This window comes from Coleofasciculus sp. C1-SOL-03 (assembly GCF_040220555.1).
GTDB lineage: Bacteria > Cyanobacteriota > Cyanobacteriia > Cyanobacteriales > Coleofasciculaceae > Coleofasciculus.
Window position 1 is genome coordinate 21,616 of sequence record NZ_JAVJUO010000161.1, and the last position, 19,401, is coordinate 41,016.

Sequence of the window (19,401 nt, forward strand, 5' to 3'; positions counted from 1 at the left end):
TAACCTCTCCCACTCCACCCCTACCGTTTATATAAATCCGTGAAATCAGTGTTGCGATAAACAGCAACAACACTCAAGCAATACTAGCTGAGTGATTTCCTCCTTTGGGCAATGAAACTTGAAGTGGTACTGATAAATCAATTATTCAGTAACGCAGCTTCCTAGATTCTATTTGAGGAACTATCAACGTTCTCGATGAATGTTGCTGCTGTTATGGTGTTTGTTGCTATCTTCTGATGAGACAGATATTAAATGAGACAGGTTTTTTCTTCCTCCTAACTTCATTCAATAATTGTAGACTAAGCTGTTTTATCTGTCGCCAGAAGTTATTTAGCTTTATATTCAATTTAGCACGTTCTCTGAGATAGGCAACCCCTTGATAGAGTCTTTTACATTTGTTTAAAAACTACAAAAATATGAAACATAAGTTTACGGAAACGGGATTAAATGTTGTAGCTGTGGTGAAGGTGAGACGTTCCTCAGTTCATTCGTCTGTTCAGAAAGCTGATTTTGGGTTAAAGATTCCACTAAACTCAACGGCATGGCGTCTTGACTGAGGAATTGGGCATAAGCCGCATTCAGATAACGCTGGTATTCCGATTGACCCGCAATATAAACTTCAAAAAAGGCAACACTCAGCGCCTGGGTATAGGCACGCCCGATCGCGGGATCAGGACCCATCACCTCTGGTGGCAATTCTACCGCCGTTGTCGAGATACCGAGGTTAGAGAAGTGAGTCCCTTTATTCAGCAACGCCAAATACTTATTCGGTGTGGTTAACCAAGTAAAGGGTTGAATCTGTTCCGGGAGGGCGGGTGCTACAGTATCACTACTTCCCGAAATCAGCATCAGGGGGATTTGAATCTGAGCAAACTCCGATTCGCCAAAGATAGCACTCCCCACCGGATTAATCGCGATCGCGGCTTGAATCCGTCGATCACGAAAGTCATAGTCCGCCAGGGGTAACTCTAATGCCCGACATTGCAGTAGCAGTGATACATTTAAGGAATCCTCTGACTCCCCGCAAACATCCTGCAATCGCTCAAAATTAAGTTCAGCACCCGCTAGCGCCAAGGTTGTGTAACCGCCAAAGGATTGACCCAATACGCCAACATGATCCAGATCTAACTGTCCTTGATAGGATTGTTCCAGTTGATCCAGCAAAAAGGTAATATCCAAGGGACGGTCAATGAACTCTGACGGTGGCGTCACCTCACTAGCTAGTCCTCGACTCAGGGCTTGTAATTGTTCGGCATTACTGCCAGGATGTTCCGGTAGGGCTACAGCAAACCCATAAGACGCCAAGTGTTGGGCTAAATATTCAAACGTCATCCGATCAGAACCGAGTCCGTGGGAAATTACAATCAGGGGAGTTAGTCCTTCCCCAGCCGATATCGCAGACGGTAAATACAAATCCACCGGAAATCGGCGTCCGCGACTGGGATCAGCCAATGTCAGGGTTTGTTGAGAATAGGCAATGGGTCCGGGTTCGCGTAAGTCGGGTAATTCGGAAAAGTCGGGTAGCATTTGGGGAAACTGGGACTCGATCTGGGCTTGAACTTCCGCCATCGCCTCCTGATTCACCCCCGCGATCGCTTGTTGGGTTTGCCGACTTAACCGAGATAGTTCCTCAATGATCTCAAAACTCCGGGCAGAGTTAATCCGTATCCCATAGGTGGGAAACTCCCGCAGCACATTTAATAAGGTTAGCCCCCCCGGTTCAGCCGCCGCTTTGATTAATGCCGCCCGAATCGCATAAAATCCCTCTTGACCGGCTTTGGTTTGAATCACTTCCCCCAACCGTTCCAAGATGGCTTCCCCTTGAGGCGAATAGAGAAATTGTGCGATCGCGACTGGACTCACATCGATGGGCGTGACTAAAACCTGCCGCAACCGTTCTAACTGTTGCGGTTCCACATAACTGGCATAAAACGCCAACTCTGGCTCAATTTTACCCTCAGTGGCGTAAACTTCCAGGGCTGCGATCGGCAGAGAAAATTCTAACGGACCGTAAGGAATATAAATTTTCGTCGCACTCTGAACCGGAGTCGCCATCACCACCATTTTCAATAGGGCGGTTGAAACCGCAGCTACACAAACCAAACCCGCCTTCGCGGGTTGCCAAACCCTTAATTTTCTGTTCGTCCGCCCAGGCAGACTTGGTTTCGTCTGGTTCCACGATTTCCAATCGTTCTGGTCAGGTGCAATATCTGAGTCTAAATTGTTATTATCATTTGCTTCCACCTTACCACCTTGCTCCTTTCCTTCTGCCGCTTCTATCCCTTCTACCTTCAAACCGCCTTCTGTCTTACTTTTCATACTTTAAACTTGATATCTCTTGCTATTAAAATCATCCCATTGCCCCCACTTCCAAAGCTTGTGGAACTTGCGGCAACGCTTCATGTAGAAGAGAGCGGTTTTATCCTGATTATTTTCTCGGCAAATTTCTTTAAATATTTTATAGCCTTCAGCAAATTTTCGGCTATAAAAAAGATGAATCCCCAACTCAAACTTGCCTCGATGCTTAATTTTCAGATTAACCGACGTTAGGGGTTCCCCATCAAAGGCTTCAAAGACGGAGACCGCTTTTTTTCTGCCTTTGACCGGAACTTTCCCTAAAAAACGGTAATTATAGCTTAACGGATTATCCAGACTCAGCAAAAACTTTTCACTAAAGATAATCGACGCGCCAAAAATCTTCGTCAATCCTTCCAAGCGGGATGCCAGATTCACAGCATCAGAAATGACTGTTGCCTCCATCCGTTGTTCTTCTCCAATGGTACCTAGCATTAGACTACCATTATGGAGTCCCATGCCCACTGAAATCGGTAGGGTTCCGTTTTCTTGCTGCTTCCCGTTGTAGATGGCAATCTGTTTTTGCATTTCAATCGCCGCATCTAAGGCTTCTTCAGCTTTTTCGGGAAAGACTGCCATGATCGCATCGCCGATGTACTTATCCACAAAACCATTGTGCTGACGGATAGTGGGAACGACTTTCTTAAAATAATTATTGATAAAATCAAAATTTTCCTGGGGCGACATCTTCTCCGACAAGGTAGTAAATGAACGAATATCGGCAAACATAATCGTCATATCCCGTTCAACGCAATCCCCCAATTGAGCCTCACTGAGGTTGGTATAGCCTAAAATATTGAGTAATTTCGACGGAATGAAGCGGTTGCAGTTGGCATTGATTTGGGTCAGTTGTAGATAAGGATTAATTCGGGCAAACATCTCATTTGGATCAATGGGTTTAGTCCAATAATCATTGATCTGGTAGCTTTGTATTTTTTGCCAGTCTGGCTGCTTTTCTTTATCGTCAACGAGAATAATCGGCAATTCATTGGCTGAGAAAAAACGGCGAATAGTTTGGCAAAGGTCATAGCCATTCACGGGAGATATTACGGCATCCACAATCAGCAAGTCAGGCTGAAAGCCTTTTTCGATTTCGGCTAAAACTTGCTTGCCATTCGCGACCCGTTTTATCAGGTAATCTGGAGAATTTAAAAATGGTTTGATTAGGGCTTGGCAATTGACAGTTTTATTGGCTACGATTAAAATCTTGAATGACTGGATTAAAACAGAGGAGGGTTTAAATTCAGCAGCTATTTTATTGGTGTATTTTACTAGAGACAGAGGCTTTTTGTCAGACGCGGCTAAGGGGATTTGTTGATTGTCAGAAATGGGTAGCGTCAAAATAAAGCGGGAACCCTGATTGCCGATTGATTCAACCCGGAGTTGACCGCCATTGAGTTCGACCAGACGCCGAGTCACGATTAATCCTAAGGCGGTACTGCTGTACTGTTGGATTGTGGCACTATAGGCATTCTCCAGTAATTGCTCGGCGGGAATATTGATGCCGATATCAGCAACAGTCAGTTGTAATTGCTCAGGGGTAATCGTGGCGGAAATGTCGATCGCGCCTTGTTCGGTAAACTTAATCATGTCAATGATTAAGTTATACAAGATTTGCTGCAATTGATTAGCATCAGCATTAAAGGGGGGGAAATCGGCAGCGATGGAGTTGCGTAATTGTAAATTTTTTGGGCGAATTAAAGGTTGACAAAGCTCTAACACGTCTTGAGTGATGGAATGTAGATTCACTGATGAATTGAGACGTTGCGGCGGGTTGGGCTTTAAGGTGAGAGGATCGAAAAGGGTATCAGTAAAATTGGCAACACGCTGAACCTTTGCCATCAACATTGAAGGAGTAGTATTTGACTCCTGTGAAAGAAAATCCAGGTCTTGATCCGACAAATCATCAATGAGGTTCTGGAGGCGATCGCGAAATGGGGGCTGTGGGTTAATGATCTGGCTGAAAAGGGGGCGGGTGTTATCTTTATTGGTGGTTAGAGCTTGATTCGTGGCGAGTTGAGCCGCGATGCTTGCAGGGGTGCGATCGCCAAATTGTTTCCGGTTCAGGTTATCCTGAAATGAGAGCGATGCTGGAACTTGACTAAACCACTCCTCTTGAGCATCATCTTGACTATTGAAAAAAGCCTTAACTAATCCTAAGGCGATCGGGAGTGCCAAAATTAAACTCAGACTTACCAAGCTTAACATCAGCCAGAGGAGTTTCTGGAGGGGATAAAATTCTTCAGTAAGATAACCCGATGCCAGATAGAAAAAACCAAGATTGGTACTAATGATGGCAACGACACAGAGAAGGATGACGGAGCGTTTCATAAGGTTTAGAGTTTGGGAGGGCTAAATGCATCGATTTAATCAAGTCAATGCCAACTCACGGAGGAATCTACAGGGAATCGAGACGTAATATTGGCGATCGGTTCTCAACGCTTCCGAAAAAAAACTACTATTTTACATCATCCGCCTCAAAATTAAACTGATCCGATAAAAATCTGCTAAATTTTTAGCACGGTGCTTCTTGCCAAAACCTGGGTAGCCGTAGGAGACTGACATCGGTAAAAAGTGGTGCTGGGTGAGATTACCCCAGCCAACGTGCTTTAAAAGCAAGCGCCGATCCACTGAGTCATCGGAGAAGGAACATGACGGCATTACAAGGACGAGACGTGTTAGGTTTAGCTGACCTGAGTGCGGATGAGATTCACGAACTGTTGCATCTAGCTATCCAGTTGAAAACCGGTCAGGTTAACCTGCGATGCAATAAGGTGTTAGGGCTTTTGTTTTATAAGGCATCGACCCGAACCCGAGTCAGTTTTTCGGTAGCAATGTACCAACTAGGGGGTCAAGTGATTGACTTGAACCCCAATGTCACCCAGGTGGGTCGAGGAGAACCTGTGGTAGATACAGCCCGGGTCTTGGATCGGTATCTGGACATCCTGGCAATTCGCACCTTCGAGCAAAACGAACTAGAAACCTTTGCCGACTATGCTCAGATTCCGATTATCAACGCCCTGACTGACTTAGAACACCCTTGTCAGGTCTTGGCAGACTTGTTGACCATGCAAGAGTGTTTTGGGTCACTCGCGGGTGCGACGGTCGTGTATTTGGGTGATGGCAATAATGTGGCTCACTCACTCATGGTAGGATGCGCCCTCATGGGGATGAATGTCAGAGTTGCCACACCATCGGCTTACCAACCGAATAGTTTAATTGTAGATCGAGCTAAACAACTGGCGGTCAACAGTGAAGTGACGATTACGGATGATCCAAAGGCAGCCGTTAAGGGCGCTAATGTGATTTATACCGATGTCTGGGCAAGTATGGGTCAGGAAGCATCAGCCGATGCGCGAATTCCGGTCTTTTTACCGTACCAGGTCAATCAACAACTTTTGAGTTTAGCGGCAACGGATGCGATCGTGTTGCACTGTTTACCCGCCCATCGAGGCGAAGAGATTACCGATGAGGTGATGGAAGGGTCGCGATCGCGGATATGGGATCAAGCTGAAAACCGGATGCACGCCCAGAAAGCTTTACTGGCTAGTCTTTTAGGCGCGGATTAACAGAACACAGGGGACGATTCAACGGTAAAGTCGATGGTTAAGTCGGGGCGGGTTTACTGGTATCTGGGTGAGGTCAAAAACGTTAATCGTCAAACCCGCCCCTACGCAAAATTCTTAAAAATTGCTTTTAAGGGGACCCAGATAGGACATTAGTACTACTAATGTTTTATAGTAAATAGTATTCGTTTAGTTGAATAAATGGGTTTCAATTTAACCCGTCTCAGAGTAGATTGACTGCCATCAAGACTCACAAGTCGAATGGTTGAGCCATCTGCACCCGCAACCTGTAACGTCAAAATCTAGTGTAATTTGTAGGATGATGGAACCCCTCACCCAAGCCCAGAAAGAACTTTATGATTGGTTGGTTGACTATATTCAAACCGCCCAACACGCGCCCTCAATCCGGCAAATGATGCGAGCGATGAACCTGCGATCGCCTGCACCGATTCAGAGTCGGCTCGAACATCTACGCAACAAAGGATACATTGATTGGACAGAAGGCAAAGCTCGGACGATTCGGATTCTCAGTAGTACGGCATCAGGAGTACCTGTACTGGGTGTGATCACGGCGGGGGGTATGGTGGAACCATTTATCGATGGCATGGATCGGATTGATTTATCCGGTTTATTCACCCAACCCGGTAACTTTGCCCTCCGGGTTACCGGGGACAGCATGATTGAAGCCTTAATTCGAGAAGGGGACTTGGTGATTATGCAACCCGTTCCTGAACCCGATCAACTGAAAAATGGTCAAATTGTTGCCGCTAGAGTGGAAGGATACGGCACAACCTTGAAACATTTTTATCGGGAAGAGGAGATGATCACCCTGCAACCTGCTAACTCTAATTATCCACCCATAGCAGTGGCAGCAGAAAAGGTAGAAGTACAGGGCGTCTTAGTTGGCGTCTGGCGTAGTTTCGAGAATCCCAGTTAATTAGGGTCTGCTGAATAAGTTTTGGGGTGGGGTTAGAGAGCAGGGGAAGCGGGGGAAGCAATGTAGAGACGTGCCATGGCACGTCTGGGGAGCAGGGGAAGCAGAGGGAAAAGAGGCGTTCCGATAAAACATCTTTTGTAGGGGCGGGTTTTACTACTAACATTTCGTTTTCACCCTGATGTAACTAAACCCGCCCCTACCTAACCGTTCAATTATTGCAAATGACAAATGACGAATGACAAATGACAAATGACGAATGACGAATGACAAATGACAAACAATTAAACCGCTTGCGGTTGCACTTGCGGCTGGAATTGGAATAGCGAGTACACCACATTGCGACGGATGTCAATCCTCATTTCCAAGAAGGTTTCATATCCTTCTTGCTTATACTCAATCAGTGGGTCTTTCTGTCCATACCCCCGTAACCCCACTGATTCACGCAACGCATCCATCGACTGCAAATGTTCCCGCCATAGAGTATCAATTTGCTGCAAGATGAAGAACCGTTCCGCTTGTCGCATCAATCCCGGTTGAATTTGATCAATTTGGGCTTCTTTAATGTCATACGCTTTGTGGACTTCTTCATACAAGAACGTTTTAATCTCCGTCACCGTCATATCATCCAGATGTTCTGGCTGAAGATCTTGCAGCAAATAGACAAACTCTTGTACCTTGGACACCAAGCTGCCTAAATCCCATTCTTCCGGCGGCAAATCCGGGTTGACGTATGCGTCTACAATATCATCCATCGTCTTTTTTGCATATTGGATGACTTGTTCTTTGAGATCTAATCCTTCTAACACCCGACGACGTTCAGCATAAATTGCCCGTCGTTGATTATTCATCACCTCGTCATATTCAAACACCTGTTTCCGGGTGTCATAGTAGAAAGTTTCTACTTTTTTCTGCGCCCCTTCTAAGGAACGAGTCAACATTCCCGATTCGATAGGCATATCTTCTTCTACCCGGAAGGCATTCATCATCCCCGCCACGCGATCGCCGCCGAAGATTCGCAGCAAGTTATCCTCTAAACTGAGGAAAAACTTGGTTGACCCCGGGTCACCTTGGCGTCCTGCCCGTCCCCGCAGTTGGTTATCAATCCGGCGAGATTCGTGGCGTTCGGTACCAATGACATGCAATCCGCCGATACTGATTACCTCATCATGTTCCTTATGGGTAAAGGCTTCATATTCCTGGCGTACTGCCCGACAAACCTCCCGCAGTTTCTGAATCACCGGGTCATCTGTTGGGGCATTTTCCGCCGCGATCGCCACTTTTTCTTCGGCTTCTAATTCCGGTAAACTCCGTTCCCCATATTCTTGCACTGCAAACTTCACCGCTTCGATCAGTTTTTGCTCCGTTTCTTGAGACAACTGGGTGGGGAAAATCTGGGGACTCACCTTCCAGGTTTTCACTTTTTTACCGGGCGCAAACCCTTGAGCTTGGGAGCGTTTTCCACCTCCTGCTGCCATAGCCGCAAAGGAATCTTCTTCTTCGGGGATGACAATTTGCGGCATGAAATATTCTCGCACTTTCAGCCGCGACATATAGTCAGCGTTACCCCCCAAGATAATATCAGTACCACGCCCCGCCATGTTGGTGGCGATCGTCAACGCCCCTTTGCGCCCTGCTTGGGCGACAATTTCCGATTCCCGTTCCACGTTCTCCGGTCGGGCATTGAGCAGGTTATGGGGAACTTCTAATTGGTTTAACAAACCCGAAAGCAGTTCAGATTTTTCCACACTGGTTGTCCCCACCAGTACCGGACGCCCTAGTTCGTGCATTTCCGCACATTCGCGGGCAACGGCTTTCCATTTGGCTGCCTCCGTTTTATACACCACATCCGACATATCCCGCCGTCCGGGGGGCTTGTTGGTGGGAATAATTGTAACTTGCAGATTATAAATTTTTTCAAATTCGGCTTCTTCTGTTTTCGCGGTTCCGGTCATCCCCGCTAACTTGGGATAGAGCAAAAAGAAGTTTTGATAGGTAATCGTGGCTAGGGTTTGAGTTTCTTTTTGAATATCGACGCCTTCTTTTGCTTCAATCGCTTGGTGCAGTCCATCACTCCAACGGCGTCCCTGTAATACCCGTCCGGTAAACTCATCGACGATCACGACCTCGCCGTTACGCACAATGTAGTTTACGTCATTGGTAAACAGTTCCTTGGCTTTAATCGCGTTGAAGATATAATGCGCCCAAGGATTTTCCGGGTCATACAAATCCCCAACCTCTAGGAGTTTCTCTGCCTCGATAAAGCCTTCATCGGTCAGGATGACATTACGCGCTTTTTCATCCACCTCATAATGCTCCTCCGGCTGAAGCATTTTCGCGATTTGAGCCGCTTTGATATAGTTCTCGGTGGGGCGTTCCACCTGCCCGGAAATAATCAGGGGGGTGCGGGCTTCATCAATGAGTACGGAGTCTACTTCGTCAATGATGCAGTAATTGAAGGGACGCTGCACCACTTCATTCATCGAGGTTGCCATATTATCCCGCAGGTAGTCAAACCCCAACTCGCTGTTTGTGGCGTAGGTAATATCACAGGCGTAGTTGCGCTGTCGTTCTGAAGGACTCATTCCCGACTGAATCAGTCCCACGGTTAATCCCAGGAAACGGTGTACTTGTCCCATCCATTCCGCGTCCCGACGTGCCAGGTAATCGTTGACGGTAACAATATGTACCCCTTTGCCACTTAGCGCGTTGAGATAAGCGGGTAGGGTAGACACCAGGGTTTTCCCCTCACCCGTTTTCATCTCCGCGATTTCTCCTCGGTGCAGCACCACGCCACCGAGTAACTGCACATCAAAATGGCGCATTCCCAGAACCCGCCATGCCGCTTCTCGCACGACGGCAAAGGCTTCGGGTAGGAGATCCTCTAATAGTTCTTCTCGCTCACGATCCGTGGTCGCGCCTTCAAGCTGCTGCTTAAATTCTACGGTTTTCCCTTGGAGTTGCTCATCGGAGAGCGATCGGATATCTTCTTCCAGAACGTTGATATCGGCAACGAACGGTTGGTATCGCTTAAGTTTGCGGGTATTTGGATCACCAAGTAAGTTTTTTAACATAGCAGGAGAGGGATACGTCTAATCGCGCTTGGTCTAGGGTTAAGGTTAGACACTCAAGACTAAGGGCATGAATAGGAGAGTCAGCGTTCACAGCCAATCTTGCACGAGTCCTATGTGGCTAACGGCTAACCCCTGATAAACTACCGCTGAGGGCGGCATTTTTACGATCATCCTACCATTTTTGCTCAGATTGAGGGGGGTGTGGAGATCTCGAACAATGGGGGTGGGTTTCTCGTTCATGTAGAGACTAGGCATGCTTAGTCTCTACAATGGTGCCGAAAGTCCTAATCGATGTGTCTACGGCTATATAGCGCTACGCGCTAGGCTTTCTTGCAATAGGCTTTCTTGCAATAGGAAATAGGCTTTCTTGCAATAGTGAAGAAAAAAGCTTACCTTATAAGGGATTTTCAGCCTACCTAATTTCAGTTAACGCTTGATGTAACGCCGCACGATGCATCCAGCCCACGAATCCACTATAAAGGCATTTCCCTTCGGGATTAGTGACAAAAATATGGTCAACGTGTAACGGACTTGTCCAGATGCGAATTGTGAATCCGTTGGCAAAAGTGATGTAGGGTTGACTCCGGGGAAAGTCTCGCGGATGAGCATCAGTCATTCCGGGTATTGACTGCAAGCGTTCAATTAACTGAGCGGTAAAATCTAGGGGGTAAGGGTCAGTTATTATGGGATTTGCCCAAAATTCCCGAATAATTCCAGCTACAGTAGCATGATTCTTGAGTTGGGCATGGGCTAAATTGGGAATACTCACAAACTTGGCGCGGGAAAACTTGGTTGATTCAACGGTAATGGTGCCGTCACTTCCCCCATCGCTATCGCCAGCAATGACTAATGTGGGAACCATTTTGGCGATGGATTGTGCAATTTGGCGGCGGTTAATCCCTAAGGCACTCGCAATTCCAATTCCCACACCCAAGGGGTCAATTAATCGGGCTAAATCTGCCCCGCCAATGGGGGATGCAACCAGGACAAAGGATTCTATTTGAGACCACCATTCGGGATGGTGCTTGAGAATTTCTAGCCAAATTAAACCGCCCATGGAATGACCAATAATTCGGATCGGAGTATTTGGATACTGGCTAATGGTTTCAGTGGCTATTCCTTCGACCTGTTGAATTAAGGGTTCAATGCGCCACCAGGTTTTCAACCAACCCAGATTGGGTGTAATCAATAGAGACTGGGGCGTGGTTAAGGTTTGGGCTAAGGCGGCGATCGCATGGTGGGTATCCGCCCAGCCATGTTGGGCAAATAGAATAAAGTCTGGGGTTTGGTTCATGGGCTTCAATCTGTCAAGCAGTAATTAGGAATAAAATGAAGTTGACGAATTAAAACAGCGCTTACCACAACTTTTGATGGTCTGGAAGCGCCAAGCAGCAGAGGGAATGTTGAGTCAGTTTTCAGGTGATATCATGTCCGTCCAAACAGTCATTATTCCCTTGTACCTTGCAACCTTCCTCCTTCCCTTGGAGCCCTTCTGCCTTCTGCCTTCTGCCTTGTCTCAACCGATAGTGTAAGTATTCCACCGGACATGATATGAGACGGAAAACGGGGAGACCAACCACCCGGTAATAACCACTGAAAATCTGCCGTCCAGTTGAGAGTAGAGACATCCAAGCCAGCCAGTTCTGCTTCCAATCCAGGAAATAACTGATTTAGAATGCGATATCCCTGAGTTAACAGGACATGAAGCTGATGGGATTGGGGAACTCCTGCACGAGGTTCAGGTTGTTCGGGAACGCGATCGCGTTCAATAATCGTCACCTGATCAAAATGATCGGCTAGTGCAGCGCGGCAGAAATAACTAACCAGCGAACAAACTGCCTAAAAGCAGCTGCCATAGGTTCCTTATAGCCTTCTGCCCTCTGCCTTCGGACTTCTGCCTTCTTGTACTAGCACCCGTGCGGTTAACAGTCCGGCTATACTACCACCGATAACAATTACCTTTTGTGGGGTTTTAACAGGAGTTTCTTGGACGTTGGTTGTGATTTCCACGAGTGTCTAAATTAGATTGGGCGATGAAAAAAACGATCAGTTGTCAATGATAACTGGATTTTGCCAAAAGTCGCGAATCACTTCCGCTACAGCCGGATGATTTTTTAGTGTGGGATGGGATAATGTAGGCAGATAAAAGAAATTTGCACCAGGAACCTTGGTTTCGTCTAGAGTCACCGCACCATCTGTTCCGCCACCAACATCGCCCGCAATCACTAACGTGGGAATCACTTCAGCAATAGATTCCGTCATCTGACGGCGATTGTCCAGCAAAGCCCCAGCTATCCCCACACCCATTCCCAAAAACGTAAAATTTCGGGCTAAATCCACCCCGCCGATGGGCGAAGCGACGAGAACCAACGACTCCACCTGAGACCACCATTCAGGGTGTCGGTTGAGGAGTTCTACCCAGATTAATCCGCCTAGGGAATAACCGATAATCCGGATCGGGGTTTGGGGATACTTGGCAATTATTTCCGTGGCGATTCCTTCCACCTGCTTGATTAATGGCTTAATCCGCCACCAGGTTTTCCACCAACCCAGATTGGGTGTAATCACCAGTGTTTGGGGAGTCGCCAGAGTTTGTGCCATCACTGCGATCGCTGCTTCTGTATCTGCCCAGCCGTGTTGGGCAAATAGAATGTAATCTGGGATTTTTTGCATCGTGATAGTCCGATGGAGGGAGATGGGGAGATGGGGTGATGGGGTGATGAGGAAGTTAACTTAAAACTCTATCTTACCTGTTCCCTGTTCCCTGTTCCCTGTTCCCTGTTCTCTGACAAATGCCAACTTATCCACTCAGTTTAGCTTTAACCATAGCTTGAATCTTGCGACCTTCAGCACGCCCTTTGACTTTTTCCATAGCCGGTCCCATGACTTTCCCCATATCTTTCATGGAACTTGCACCAGTTTGGGTAATAATTTCATCCAGTATCGCTTCAATTTCCTGATCGGATAGGGGGGAAGGGAGATATTCTTCAATTATGGCTAACTCTTTGGCTTCTTGTTCCGCCAAGTCTTCCCGTCCCGCGTTACGATACTGTTCCATTGAATCCCGACGCTGTTTGGCAAGTTGGGCTAAGAGTTCAAGTTCCTGAGTTTCGGTGAGTGTCTCTTGTCCTTGAGGGCGCAAGCTGACCTCTTTTTCCAGGATCAGCTTTTTGATACTGCGGACGGTTTCCAGCCACACTTTATCTTTCGCTTTCATCGCGACTTTGATATCTTCAGAGATGCGGTCTTTGAGGCTCATTATGTCGATTGAGGAAACAACTGATTAAATTATAAGGAGTAAACCGGGCGATCAACGGGATTGGCTCATTAGGATTTTAAGTTTAAGTTGAACAGCACTGAATTCATGCTGGTGGGCAGTGCCTACGATAAGCTGTCACGCATTTAAATATTTCAGTGCCATTGATTTTCAGTTATTCATCGAGATATACCCAACAATGCTTTTTCTTCATCACCCAAAACTCCTCGACTTGATGCGGGCTGACTATAGTGTGTCAGATATTCAGCAGTTATTCCAGTTTCTCAACAACCAAGGTACGTTTCAGTTTCCTGCTCTAGACAATGGCTTATTCGCGGCGGCTTTATTAAAAAGTGATGCCGACTATACTGATTATACCAGTGTCTGGGTACGAGATAATCTCTATATTGCTCACGCTCATTATGTTCTGGGAGAGGTTGAAATTGCTCTGAAAACCGTTAATGCGCTGATCAGCTATTTCAAAAAGTATCAATGGCGTTTTGTCCAGATTATTGAGGGCGAAGCTGACCCCCAGAATGTGATGGAGCGCCCCCATGTTCGCTTTGATGGTAAAAATTTGGCGGAAATTAATCAAAAATGGGCGCACGCGCAAAATGATGCTTTGGGATTTTTCTTATGGTTTTACTGTCAATTGGCAACTCAGGGACTCCTGAATCCTCAAGCTGAGGACTTCGCGGTTTTGGTATTATTTGCCCGTTACTTTCAAGCGATTCGCTATTGGCAGGATGAAGATAGTGGTCATTGGGAGGAAACTCGTAAACTCGAAGCGTCTAGTATTGGTGGCGTGGTGGCGGGGTTAAAATCCCTGCAAACTCTGCTTAATCACAGGAAAAATTGGTCTGAGATACAGGAGTGCGATCGCGCTTTTTTCCCATCTTTTTTAACTGAGTTAATCGCCCAGGGAGAATCAACCCTAGAAACGATTTTACCTGCCGAATGCATCCAACCGGAACCGAAAAAGAATCGGCAGTATGATGCAGCGTTGTTGTTCCTGGTTTACCCGTTACAATTGGTTTCGGAAACTACAGCCAATCAAATCTTAGATAATATTATTACGCATCTGCAAGGGGACTACGGTATCCGGCGCTACTTAGGAGACTCGTACTGGTGCGCCAACTACAAGAAAAAGTTGCCACCCCAAGGACGGACAAGGGATTGGAGTGAAAGCATTGAGGAACGCGATCGCTTATTGGCGGATGGGGAACAAGCCCAATGGTGTGTTTTTGATCCGATTCTTTCTATTATCTTTGGACTTAAGTTTCAGCACCATCAACAGTCCCAGGATTTACAGCAACAAATCTATTATCTGAATCGTTCTCTGGGACAACTTACTGGACAAGATAGCGAGTTTGGCGAATTTAAATGTCCGGAACTTTATCATCGAGAAGATGACTCCTATGTTCCCAGTGATGCAACGCCATTACTTTGGACACAAGCGAATTTAGCGGTGGCGCTGAACATGATGGAGACGAGTTTAAGTGTAATGGCACTGACTTAAGCCTTTTGGAATCGCCGGAATTCTTGCTATACCCTAGGTTAGGCACTATCTATCAGCTTTAAGTTAGTACCATTCGGATTAAAAGTTTTAGTCCACTTTAGTGGACTTGAGCTTTTAGCCCGGAGTTTGAACTCCGGGCGGGTGTCGGGGCTTTAAGTCAGTGACATTCAGTTTAAGTGGGTGGACACAATTAAAGTTAACGGTTGAGATTAGGGAACAGGGAACAGGGAACAGGGAACAGTAAGGGTTTGAGGCTTGTTTACATAACTTAATCTAGTTAAGTTTATTTCCACCAACCTACTTATTGATTAATTGAATCGTTTATTTTAATCAACATCTTCATCTTGTTCCCTCTGCCACTGGGTTAACACGTCACCCGGATTAAACCCACGATACTGAAGGTAATTCCATAGCTTTCGCTTGGTTTTCGGGTCAATATCATGAAAATCAGTAATTTTATACTTTCGCACCACCTTCGCTTTTAAACCATCCAGTTGTTCTCCTTCTTCCTCGTCCTCGGTTTGAGACTGCCAGATTTGTTCAAAGAACTCCGAATCAATGCCCTTATCTCGGCATTTGCGTTTAATGACTATTTTGCCATATTTGCCTCGATAGGACGTGATCATGCTTTCGACAAAACGAGTATCCGATTGATAATTGAGGCGTTGCAGCTTCTCAATAGATTCAGTAATATCCTGGGCATCAAAGCCTTTAGTTTGGGCTTTTTGCGTGAGTTCAAAGACACTATATTCTCGACGGGCTAAAAGTTTACAGAAATAGTCAATACATTTCATGGATTGTCAGGATTAAGTGGGTGGACACAATTCAAGTTAACGGTTGAGAGTAGGAAGGAACAGGGAACGGGGAATGGTAAGGACTTGAGGCTTGTTAATATTGCTTAGTACAGCGGACAAGCTCCCCCATCTCCCAGACGTAGCATGCTACGTCTCTACACGCTCCCCCCGCTTCCCTTAACCGAACAGTACCGACTCTTTTCCCCCATTATGTTACTCAGCCTTTTGACCCCATTCAATCGTAAACGTGCTAGAAGAATCAACCTGAGAACCGTTCTCATTGTCCCTTTTGTACTGCAAATTGTGGGCGCAGTGGGATTAGTGGGCTGGCTTTCGTTTAAAAATGGGCAAAAGGCAGTGAATGAGTTGGCGGGGCAATTACAGCGCGAACTGACGAATCGGGTTGAGGAACGCTTGACTAATTATTTAGACACGCCTCATTTAATTAATCAGATTAATGCTGAAGATGTCAACTTAGGCAAACTGGATTTACAGGATATTTCCGGATTAGAACGCCATTTCTGGAAGCAGCTTCGCTTGTTCGAGCAAATGAGTTATATCTACGTGGGCATCCCTGAAGACGTTTTTAGTGGGGCGGAACAAGTTCCCAATCAGCTTCCCCATGTTGCTTACTGGACAGGTGACTCTGCCAATCAAGGGTTTAAAACCTATCAAACCGATGCCCAAGGAAATCGCCAAAAGCTATTATCGGTTATTCCCAATTACGAACTCCAGCAACGTCCTTGGTATCTGGCGGCAAAAAATGCCAAAACCCCAGTTTGGGGAGATATCTATGTTTGGGCTGCCCCTTATCCTAATCTAGCACTCCCGGCTGTGCGACCGATTTATAATGCCCAAGACGAGTTAACGGCAGTATTTGCGGTTGATTTATCCTTGTCAGCTATTGGTGAATTTCTTCGGAGTTTAGAGATTGGCAAAACGGGTCAAATTTTTATTATGGAACACAATGGTTTGTTAGTCGCCTCCTCAACCAAGGACTCGCCCTTTACTCAGGAAAATGAACAAATCAATCGCCTCCAAGCCGTTGAAAGTGAGAACCCGTTAGTCCGAGAAACGGCATTGTTTTTGCAGGCTAAATTTAGCGACTTTAACCAAATTACTCATCCCCAGCACCTTGACTTTACCCTAGAGGGCAAACGCCAAATCGTTCAAGTCACGCCCTATCAGGATGAGTTTGGTTTGGATTGGTTGATTGTGGTGGTGATTCCAGAAGCCGATTTTATGGCGCAAATTCACCGCAATACCCGCAATACGATCGCACTCTGTATCGCTGCCTTAATTCTCTCCATTTCTGTCGGTATTCTCCTTGCCCGTTGGGTGACGCAACCGATTTTACGCCTGAATACCGCCGCTAAAGCGATCGCGCAAGGGCAATGGGATCAAACCGTTGAAAGTCAACGATCTGATGAAGTGGGGGAGTTGGCGAAATCCTTTAATACCATGGCAAAACAATTGCAATCTTCCTTTGAAACCTTGGCGCAGCAAAATGAAGAATTACAACGCCTGGATCAACTCAAAGATGAATTTTTAGCCAATACCTCTCACGAACTCCGCACGCCTTTGAATGGAATTATTGGTATTGCTGAATCCCTAGTAGATGGGGTAACCGGAGACTTGCCTGAATCTACACGCAATAACTTAGCGATGATTGTCTCTAGTGGTCGCCGTTTGTCCAGTTTAGTCAATGATATTCTCGACTTTGCCAAACTCAGACATCAAAACTTAGACTTGCAACTTAAACCCGTTGATTTACGGTCAATTACTGACATCGTACTGATGTTAAGTCAACCCCTAATTACCCACAAAGATGTCAAACTAATCAATACCATCCCCGCCGACCTCCCCGCTGCCCAAGCCGATGAAAATCGTCTGCAACAAATTTTACATAATTTAGTAGGAAATGCGATTAAATTTACCCAATCTGGACAGATAACTGTCTCCGCCGCCGTTGTCTCACCTCCTCCTTCCCCAACTCAAAACCCGGATAACCCAGGACAAATAATCCTTACAGTTTCTGACACGGGAATCGGCATCCCAGAGGATAAACTTGAGCGCATTTTTATCTCATTTGAACAAGGGGAAGGCACAACAGCTAGAGAATATGGCGGGACGGGTTTAGGATTGGCGGTAACTAAACATTTAGTCGAACTCCATGGCGGCACAATTCGTGTCACCTCAAAACTGGGGGAAGGGTCACAGTTTAGCGTTACTTTACCCCTTGCTAATCAGTCCGCAGCACCCCAACCACCGCGTCAGGCGATCGCAGAAACTATAGGTTCAGAAATTCCCGCTTCTGTTCCCCCGACTACGCCACAACATTCCCCCTCTGATTCCCCAGGTATTCATGTGTTAATTGTTGACGATGAACCGATCAATCTGCAAGTTTTAAGGAATAACCTTACTCTACAAAACTATGCTATCACTCAAGCCAATAACGGACAAGAAGCCCTGGAACTGATTAAAAATGGCTTACGTCCTGATATTATTCTCCTGGACGTAATGATGCCGAAAATGACCGGATATGAACTCACCGAAAAACTCCGTCAACGCTTCAATTCCACAGAACTCCCGATTCTACTGTTAACCGCAAAAAACCAAGTGCAGGATATTGTCACAGGTTTAAATAGTGGTGCGAATGACTACCTAAGTAAACCAATTTCCAAAGACGAACTTTTAGCCCGCATCCAGACGCATCTGAATATTAAACATCTCCAGGCGGAAAATGTTCGATTAGCCACAGAGTTAGATGTCGTGCGAAAAATGCAACAAATGGTTCTACCTAAAGCATCTGAATTAGATGGGATTGAAGGGTTAGAGATTGCCGGATTTATGGAATCGGCTGAGGACGTGGGGGGAGACTATTATGATGTCCTCACCGATAGGGGACGGGTCAAAATTGGCATTGGTGATGTCACAGGACATGGTTTAGAAAGTGGTGTGTTGATGATTATGGCACAAACCGCGATTCGGACGTTAGAAAATAGTCATGAAACTGATCCGGTGCGCTTTTTAGATATTCTCAATCGCACCCTGTACGCCAATTTACAGCGGATGGATTGTTATAAAAACATGACCTTAATTTTAATTGACTACGCCGATGGATTAATTACCCTGAGTGGTCAACATGAGGAAATGATTGTGGTGCGAACCGATGGCAGCTTAGAAAAAATTGATACGATTGATTTAGGGTTCCCTATCGGGTTAGATGCTGATATTATGGAATTTATTGCCCAAGCAAGAATCCAGTTAAATTCTGGCGATGTTGTCGTTCTCTATACCGATGGCATTACCGAAGCAGAAAATATCCATCAGTCCCACTATGGACTCCAACGACTCTGTGAGATAGTACAAGCCCATCGTCACCAATCAGCCTCAGACATTCGCCAGGTTGTCATTGAAGATGTGCGGCATTATATTGGTCAGCAAAAGGTTTTTGATGACATTACATTATTAGTGTTAAAGCAACAGTAGGGGTTTGGTCACCAAACCCCTTTCATAAGTAGAATCTGCTGAATAAGTGTTGTGGTGGGGAGAGGGAATAGGGAATAGGCAATGGGCAATGGGCAATGGGCAATGGGCAATGGTAAAGAGTTTCAAGGCTTTTTTCTATTTTTACAATTAACAGTAGGAATCATCATTTGCCATTTTTCACCAAACCATCTTTTATAGTACATTTGTTCGGGGGGGGGAGCTGACAGGTGTAGGTTTTTTATTTTAGGGTGGGGACAAGACAAGGAGGACAAGGAAGGAAAGAAGACAAGGAGGAAAAACCGTACAAAATTAGGTTCGGTCAAACTCACTTCTAAAAGCCGAAACGCCCTATTTTCCGTTCTCACTCTTCCTTGTCTACTGGTCTACCTGTCTTCTAAGTCTTACCTAAAC

13 protein-coding genes are annotated in these 19,401 nt (G+C 46.0%); 4 read left to right on the plus strand and 9 right to left on the minus strand.

What is annotated here, in order from left to right:
• Positions 1-429 precede the first annotated feature (429 nt).
• A complete protein-coding gene (locus RIE73_RS26120; protein ID WP_446403965.1) occupies positions 430-2,064 on the minus strand; it encodes an alpha/beta hydrolase in 1,635 nt (544 codons plus the stop codon).
• Between the two features lie 258 nt (positions 2,065-2,322).
• A complete protein-coding gene (locus RIE73_RS26125) occupies positions 2,323-4,686 on the minus strand; it encodes an adenylate/guanylate cyclase domain-containing protein (protein WP_446403953.1) in 2,364 nt (787 codons plus the stop codon).
• Between the two features lie 320 nt (positions 4,687-5,006).
• Between RIE73_RS26125 and argF the strand changes: the two genes are divergently transcribed.
• Together argF and lexA are read left to right on the plus strand one after the other, a co-directional pair.
• Positions 5,007-5,924, plus strand: coding sequence for an ornithine carbamoyltransferase (gene argF, locus RIE73_RS26130; protein ID WP_446403954.1), 918 nt, complete (start codon positions 5,007-5,009; stop codon positions 5,922-5,924).
• Between the two features lie 319 nt (positions 5,925-6,243).
• Positions 6,244-6,858, plus strand: coding sequence for a transcriptional repressor LexA (lexA, locus tag RIE73_RS26135; RefSeq protein ID WP_446403966.1), 615 nt, complete (start codon positions 6,244-6,246; stop codon positions 6,856-6,858).
• Positions 6,859-7,139: 281 nt separating this feature from the next.
• Here the strand turns inward: lexA and secA are convergent, their stop codons facing one another.
• The 6 genes from secA to RIE73_RS26165 form a co-directional block, all read right to left on the minus strand.
• Entirely contained in the window at positions 7,140-9,929 is a 2,790-nt protein-coding gene (gene secA, locus RIE73_RS26140) for a preprotein translocase subunit SecA (RefSeq protein ID WP_446403955.1), read from the minus strand.
• A gap of 412 nt (positions 9,930-10,341) precedes the next feature.
• Positions 10,342-11,223, minus strand: coding sequence for an alpha/beta fold hydrolase (locus RIE73_RS26145; RefSeq protein WP_446403956.1), 882 nt, complete (start codon positions 11,221-11,223; stop codon positions 10,342-10,344).
• Positions 11,224-11,375: 152 nt separating this feature from the next.
• Complete coding sequence (locus tag RIE73_RS26150) at positions 11,376-11,708, minus strand: hypothetical protein (protein ID WP_446403957.1); 333 nt, start codon at positions 11,706-11,708, stop codon at positions 11,376-11,378.
• A gap of 84 nt (positions 11,709-11,792) precedes the next feature.
• On the minus strand, positions 11,793-11,939 hold the full coding sequence (locus RIE73_RS26155) for a hypothetical protein (RefSeq protein WP_446403958.1): 147 nt from the start codon (positions 11,937-11,939) through the stop codon (positions 11,793-11,795).
• A gap of 36 nt (positions 11,940-11,975) precedes the next feature.
• Entirely contained in the window at positions 11,976-12,602 is a 627-nt protein-coding gene (locus tag RIE73_RS26160) for an alpha/beta hydrolase (RefSeq protein ID WP_446403959.1), read from the minus strand.
• A gap of 127 nt (positions 12,603-12,729) precedes the next feature.
• The gene (locus RIE73_RS26165) at positions 12,730-13,188 is read right to left on the minus strand and encodes a GatB/YqeY domain-containing protein (protein WP_446403960.1); all 459 of its coding nucleotides are present in this window, start codon (positions 13,186-13,188) and stop codon (positions 12,730-12,732) included.
• Positions 13,189-13,384: 196 nt separating this feature from the next.
• Here RIE73_RS26165 and RIE73_RS26170 point away from each other — a divergent pair, with 196 nt between their 5' ends.
• Positions 13,385-14,704: a glycoside hydrolase family 15 protein gene (locus RIE73_RS26170; protein WP_446403961.1), complete on the plus strand. Its 1,320-nt coding sequence runs from the start codon at positions 13,385-13,387 to the stop codon at positions 14,702-14,704.
• Positions 14,705-15,030: 326 nt separating this feature from the next.
• Here the strand turns inward: RIE73_RS26170 and RIE73_RS26175 are convergent, their stop codons facing one another.
• The gene (locus tag RIE73_RS26175; protein WP_446403962.1) at positions 15,031-15,498 is read right to left on the minus strand and encodes a regulatory protein RecX; all 468 of its coding nucleotides are present in this window, start codon (positions 15,496-15,498) and stop codon (positions 15,031-15,033) included.
• Positions 15,499-15,642: 144 nt separating this feature from the next.
• Here RIE73_RS26175 and RIE73_RS26180 point away from each other — a divergent pair, with 144 nt between their 5' ends.
• Positions 15,643-18,990 carry a SpoIIE family protein phosphatase gene (locus RIE73_RS26180; protein WP_446403963.1) on the plus strand — a complete coding sequence of 1,116 codons (3,348 nt, stop codon included), beginning with the start codon at positions 15,643-15,645 and terminating at the stop codon, positions 18,988-18,990.
• Positions 18,991-19,401: the final 411 nt, after the last annotated feature.

Excerpts from the sequence above, each read along its gene's own strand:
- RIE73_RS26175 (WP_446403962.1), bottom strand. The coding sequence starts at position 15,498 with ATGAAATGTATTGACTATTTCTGTAAACTTTTAGCCCGTCGAGAATAT.
- RIE73_RS26125 (WP_446403953.1), bottom strand. The coding sequence starts at position 4,686 with ATGAAACGCTCCGTCATCCTTCTCTGTGTCGTTGCCATCATTAGTACC.
- RIE73_RS26165 (WP_446403960.1), bottom strand. The coding sequence starts at position 13,188 with ATGAGCCTCAAAGACCGCATCTCTGAAGATATCAAAGTCGCGATGAAA.
- argF (WP_446403954.1), top strand. The coding sequence starts at position 5,007 with ATGACGGCATTACAAGGACGAGACGTGTTAGGTTTAGCTGACCTGAGT.
- RIE73_RS26160 (WP_446403959.1), bottom strand. The coding sequence starts at position 12,602 with ATGCAAAAAATCCCAGATTACATTCTATTTGCCCAACACGGCTGGGCA.
- RIE73_RS26120 (WP_446403965.1), bottom strand. The coding sequence starts at position 2,064 with ATGGTGGTGATGGCGACTCCGGTTCAGAGTGCGACGAAAATTTATATT.
- secA (WP_446403955.1), bottom strand. The coding sequence starts at position 9,929 with ATGTTAAAAAACTTACTTGGTGATCCAAATACCCGCAAACTTAAGCGA.
- RIE73_RS26170 (WP_446403961.1), top strand. The coding sequence starts at position 13,385 with ATGCTTTTTCTTCATCACCCAAAACTCCTCGACTTGATGCGGGCTGAC.
- lexA (WP_446403966.1), top strand. The coding sequence starts at position 6,244 with ATGGAACCCCTCACCCAAGCCCAGAAAGAACTTTATGATTGGTTGGTT.
- RIE73_RS26180 (WP_446403963.1), top strand. The coding sequence starts at position 15,643 with ATGCTACGTCTCTACACGCTCCCCCCGCTTCCCTTAACCGAACAGTAC.
- RIE73_RS26145 (WP_446403956.1), bottom strand. The coding sequence starts at position 11,223 with ATGAACCAAACCCCAGACTTTATTCTATTTGCCCAACATGGCTGGGCG.